Source organism: Marinobacter excellens LAMA 842 (genome assembly GCF_001574445.1).
In the GTDB taxonomy this organism is placed as follows: Bacteria; Pseudomonadota; Gammaproteobacteria; order Pseudomonadales; family Oleiphilaceae; genus Marinobacter; species Marinobacter shengliensis.
Genome location: NZ_LOCO01000045.1, coordinates 1 through 5,064, shown reverse-complemented (window position 1 = coordinate 5,064; position 5,064 = coordinate 1). Strand labels below are relative to the sequence as shown.

At 52.9% G+C, this 5,064-nt stretch carries 6 protein-coding genes; 1 reads left to right on the top strand and 5 read right to left on the bottom strand.

Annotation, left to right across the window (positions count from 1 at the left end):
• Positions 1–145: 145 nt before the first annotated feature.
• The 5 genes from J122_RS19825 to J122_RS19805 form a co-directional block, all read right to left on the bottom strand.
• Positions 146–460: a hypothetical protein gene (locus tag J122_RS19825; RefSeq protein ID WP_041335042.1), complete on the bottom strand. Its 315-nt coding sequence runs from the start codon at positions 458–460 to the stop codon at positions 146–148.
• A gap of 117 nt (positions 461–577) precedes the next feature.
• On the bottom strand, positions 578–952 hold the full coding sequence (locus J122_RS19820) for a hypothetical protein (RefSeq protein WP_061333989.1): 375 nt from the start codon (positions 950–952) through the stop codon (positions 578–580).
• A 219-nt stretch (positions 953–1,171) separates the two neighbouring features.
• Complete coding sequence (locus J122_RS19815; protein ID WP_061333987.1) at positions 1,172–2,743, bottom strand: transposase; 1,572 nt, start codon at positions 2,741–2,743, stop codon at positions 1,172–1,174.
• A 137-nt stretch (positions 2,744–2,880) separates the two neighbouring features.
• Complete coding sequence (locus tag J122_RS19810) at positions 2,881–3,279, bottom strand: ankyrin repeat domain-containing protein (protein ID WP_061333986.1); 399 nt, start codon at positions 3,277–3,279, stop codon at positions 2,881–2,883.
• A 103-nt stretch (positions 3,280–3,382) separates the two neighbouring features.
• Entirely contained in the window at positions 3,383–3,730 is a 348-nt protein-coding gene (locus J122_RS19805; RefSeq protein ID WP_061333984.1) for a DUF3024 domain-containing protein, read from the bottom strand.
• Positions 3,731–3,862: 132 nt separating this feature from the next.
• Between J122_RS19805 and J122_RS19795 the strand changes: the two genes are divergently transcribed.
• A protein-coding gene (locus J122_RS19795; RefSeq protein ID WP_156471801.1) for an IS3 family transposase occupies positions 3,863–4,995 on the top strand; the annotation gives its coding sequence in 2 pieces (ribosomal slippage) (positions 3,863–4,133 and positions 4,133–4,995; 1,134 coding nt in all).
• Positions 4,996–5,064: the final 69 nt, after the last annotated feature.

The window sequence follows — 5,064 nt, the reverse complement described above, 5'->3', positions numbered from 1 at the left end:
CGGTGTCTGGTCACCGAGACCGAGGGGCCTTCCCTCATCTTGAGTACAGCAAGAAAGACTGAAGTCTTTCGTCATGACACACGAGCGCAGCGTAGTAGGCGTCCGGCGGACGGCCACCAGGCCGGTAGCGAACTTGAACGATTGGTTATGCATGCCCACCATACCGCTGCATCAACTCCAACACTAAAACCTCATCACTTGCACCGGAATGGTAAGCTGATGATAAAATCTGAAACAGCTCCAAAGACTCAGCCCGATCAAATATCGATGCTGCGTTACCCTCAAATAATCCGGGCAATGTATAGCTCGCCCCGCCTAGCCCCCATCCGGAACCCTCGGTAACCACAAATGGTTTATCGCTTTCGAGGCTGACTCCGAATACTTTAGGATACTGGCCGTGATGACCACCCTCCCAATCGCCGTCAATCCTCACGAGCTCAATATAATGTTCCATGGTCATCTAGTGCATAACGCCCGGCACACCGGACCAGCTGCGGTGTGCCAATATGTGGTAAGAGCGCAGCGACCACATATTGGTGCGCCGTAGCTGGCTCCGAGTGCTGCCGATTGTTATGTGCTACACCTTGCCAAACTTTAATTCGTTGTAAACGAGAGTGCAGCCTTTCATGTTTGGCACACCCATCTTAATGTCACCAGTAAAATTCAAACCCGTAAAACCTGAATCAGATTGCCTTTCAAGTAACCTAACGCAAGACTTAATTAAATATCGATCAGGAGTATACGTATTGTAGAAAGCAACTTTGCAAACCGATCGCTTTCTATCGTCTGTTTTCACTACTTCTTCACGACTGGACTCCACCACTATGATCTCAATTGGATCTAGCTCTACGCCTTCTGAAGCCAGCTCGTCAATTTTTGGGTTCAAAAAGCCAACAATGAACTTTTTTAGCAATTCTTCATCTGGCCTGAATCGGTCATCAGCTATTGGCATTACACACCTGCTCGTACCTTGCGATCACATAACGAGGCTGTAGAAAAACCCGATTCCGAGCCTTCCCCAGCACCTGGTTCCTAAAATTTTCTTAGCGGCCATCAGTTAGCCGATTATCATCGTTCCGATGTTCAGCCATGAGTTTCAGTCCTTTTGACGGTGTCAGTGCCGGTATAGCTGACATCCAGCAGACACATTTGTAACCGCCTGATCCCGACATCACGCTGCTAACCGCCCGTAATTCGCCAACTTCTCAATATTGTGCACCAGGCAGTATAGCTGCCATTGGCCTTGCACCTTCTTCTTGCCTCGCAAGCTGAAGCGATTCAGCCGTTTGTTCGTGCCGATGTTGCCGAACACCGGCTCCACCACCGACATTCGGTGGCTGTATATCTCTTTGCCCTGTTGGCTGTCGACCCGGTGCTTCATCCAGTCCGTGTAGTTCGGCAGACGCTTGTTCTCAATGGTGAACGACACCTGTCGGCCAGACCCATTTCGGTGGTTAGCGGATGCAGGGTTCTGCATGCATTGGTGCTTCTTGGGACAGTGGCGACATTGCAGCAATCGACCTTCGAAGTGAACTCGGACCTTGCCATTCTCGGCTTCCCTTTGACCCCAATAGGTAAGCTCTTCGTCAGTCGGGCAGACGCAGATCAGGTTCACGGGATCGAACTGGAATTCACTGGCCGGAATGATGTCTTTCCAACCCTTGTCCGGCAGGTTTTGATGCCGCTTGCCGTACTTGTCTTTCTGGTTTGTGAACTTCGGGTCCCGGCTGCGGAATTTGTTGTCCGGCACGTAGCCATTGATCTGCCGTTCGTGCAGGTACTTCATATTGGCTTCGTTGGCGAAGCCGGTGTCAGCGGTAACGATGGTGCCTTGCTGATAAATGCTGTCAGCGATACCCAGTTTCTTGAAACGGGCTTCGACGGTTTCCAGTACCGGTTGCAGGGTATGATGTTCCTGGCCTTCGCCAAAGGCCTGGGCGTCGATGATGATTTGGTGTTTCTTATCCACCGTGGCGACCCCATTGTAGCCCTGGATCGTGCCTTTGCTGGTGGTCATCTTGGCGCTTTCGTTATCGGTGACGTTGCTCTTCACTTCCTTGCTCCGTTTCCCCCGGCCCATCCGTGGGCGGCTCGTCTTTAGGAAACGATCAATCTTTTTAGCGGCCTCATCCAACGACAGAATGGTCTTCGCTCGGCGGATGTCGCGGTCCAGTTCGGCCTCGGTGTCTGCCTCGTCCCGCTCGTAATGCGCCCTGAGGTGATGACGGATCAGTCGTCGCAGTTTCTCCCGCTTCTCGCCCAGCTCTTTAAAGGTGCCGGACCATTCCTTGGCCGCGTTGGAGGACATTTTGCAGCCGTCGATGGCAAACAGCTCGTTACCCAACAGACCTTCTTCGTGGCACACCAGCAGAACTTGTTCGAACAGCGCTTCGATCTCATCGGCGTGGCTGCTGACAAACTTGGCCAGGGTGGTGAAATGCGGAACGGTATCGCAGGAGAGGGCTTTGAAGAGGATGTTGGTCTCGCAACACCACTGCATTTCGCGACTGGAGGTGATGCCCTTGGAGTAGGCAAACAGGATGATCTTCAGCAGGATGGCCGGATCGTAGGCCAGCCGGCCAGTGTCTTCGTTGCGGTACTTGGGATGAAACACCGCCAGGTCCAGCTTGTGCTCGATCAGGTAGTGCACCGCGTGTTCAAAGGTGCCGGGCTGGAGCTGTTCCTGGTAGTTGATGACGACCATGGTGTCCTGGTCGTAGTTGTAGTGCTTGAAGCGGGGCATCTGACCACTCCTTGTCCGTTTGCCTGATCCTATCAAAACACAGGGTGATTTCGGGGTTTTTCTACAGCCTCAACGCCAACAGCAGGGGCGCGACGTAAGGAGCGTCCCTTGCCTGTAATTGTTAAGGCCACCCTAAACTAGAGGTAGCTTTGAAGTTGTTCATAGTTCGGATGGTTTTTTAATTTGCCTACGTGCGTGGCTACCGAGTTTCCACTTTTGTTCTGAATATGGATATCCGCACCAGCCTCTAACAACTTGCTAATGATCAGTGCATTTTCCGGTTTGTTTCCGAGCGCTCTCTGAATGGGCGGATTCCCCCATTCATCCAGCAAGTTAACGGATGCGCCACAGAGAAGAAGACGGTCTACGACGGAAACAAGCTGATACTGTGCGGCTGCATGAATGGGCGCATAGCCGTTGTTGTCCTGCTCGTCGAGGTCAAAATTTCCTGATTCAATGAGTTCGATGGACAAATCAACATCTTTTCTGAAAATGGCGTTCAGTAGTTCATTTCTGCCATCTCTATCTCTACTCACGGTATCCCCCTGGAGCCTTAACGCTAATATTAAGCGGCGCCCGACTAGGGCGTCCGGTGGACGGCCGCCAGGCCGGGAACGAACTTGAATGACTGGTTATGTGCTACCCGAAGAAACAGCCATTCTCGTCGGCATTTACGATAGCAAAAAATTCCTCGATGGAGCGTGACTCAGGTTCTGGCGTGTAGGAGTGCCACTTTAAATCGCTACGCATCCAGTAGATTTTCCAGCGTTGAGATTTTTTGACGTAGGTAGCTTTTGCAACCGGCGACTCAATGATCGTGGCTGGCTCGCGGAAATGGGGGCGAATCTCGACAATCTGCACGCTTTGGCCAGAAACTCGAACGTCTAGATCTAACTTGGGCCGGATCTCGACTGGCGGCCTCCGGGCTTCAAGAAATTCTGAGGCGGCCCGCTCAATTTTCTTTGCTTCAAACTCACTGAATGCCATATGGATTCTCAATGGGAACGCCCACATAACGCTGAGCTTAGCGGCGCCCTTGCAATGGAGGCAATGAAGTGGACCCCGAAATTTGGACAGGTGCCTAAGCTCTGATTCATCATCTCCACAAGGAGGAGAATCATGAGCAAGAAACGCAAGCAATACAGCGCATCATTCAAGTCCAAAGTCGCCCTGGCCGCCCTCAAGGGTGACCAGACCACATCCGAAATTGCCGCCCGTTTCCAGATCCACCCGACCATGGTCAGCACCTGGAAGCGAGAGCTGCTAGAGAATGCCCCGGACCTCTTCGAAGGCAAGAAAAAGTCCGGCAAACAGTCCAACGAGCCCAGTTCTGACGAACTCTATCGCGAGATCGGCCGACTGACGGTTGAACGCGATTTTTTGTCGCGCAAGCTCGATCAGTAAGCCGTCAACGCCGATTGGCGATGATCGAGCGTGGTCATCCCCAAATCAGCCTTGTACGCCAGTGCGAGCTGCTCAAACTGAGCCGCTCGTCGGTGTATTACGTCCCTCGTAAACAGTGTCAGGAGGATCTGGATCTGATGTACCTGATTGACCAGCAGCATCTGGAAACGCCGTACTATGGCTCTCGTAAGAGGCGTGTCCACCTGGAACGCCAAGGCCACCGGATAAACCGCAAGCGGGTTCAGCGCCTGATGCGCACCATGGGCATTCAGGCGGTGTATCCACGCCCCAGAACCAGCATTCCGGGCGACGGGCACAAGGTTTATCCGTACCTGCTCAAAGGGCTGAAAATTGACCGCCCCAACCAGGTGTGGGCAACAGATATCAGCTATATTCCGCTGGCCAGGGGCTTCATGTACCTGGTCGCCATCATCGACTGGTACAGCCGCAAAGTGTTGTCCTGGCGGGTCTCCAATACCATGGACACAGATTTCTGTATTGATGCCCTGGAGGAGGCCTTACAGCGCCATGGAACGCCAGAGATCTTCAACACCGATCAGGGTGTCCAGTTCACCAGTGAAGCCTTCACAAGCGTTCTCAAAGAACATAGCATCCGGATCAGCATGGACGGCAAGGGCTGCTACCATGACAACATCTTCGTGGAACGGCTCTGGCGCAGCGTCAAACACGAGTGCGTCTACCTCACTGCCTTTGAGGATGGCCGACACTTGAAGCAGGCGCTTCACCGGTACTTCCGGCATTACAATCAGACCCGGTACCACCAAACCCTTGATTACCAAACGCCCGATGAGGTGTACTACGGGCAACCCATATCTCTGGCAGCCTGAGCCAGGGAAACAACCGGATCATAGCTTAGGGACACCATCAGGTTGTCCAACTGAATGGGTCCACCTCAC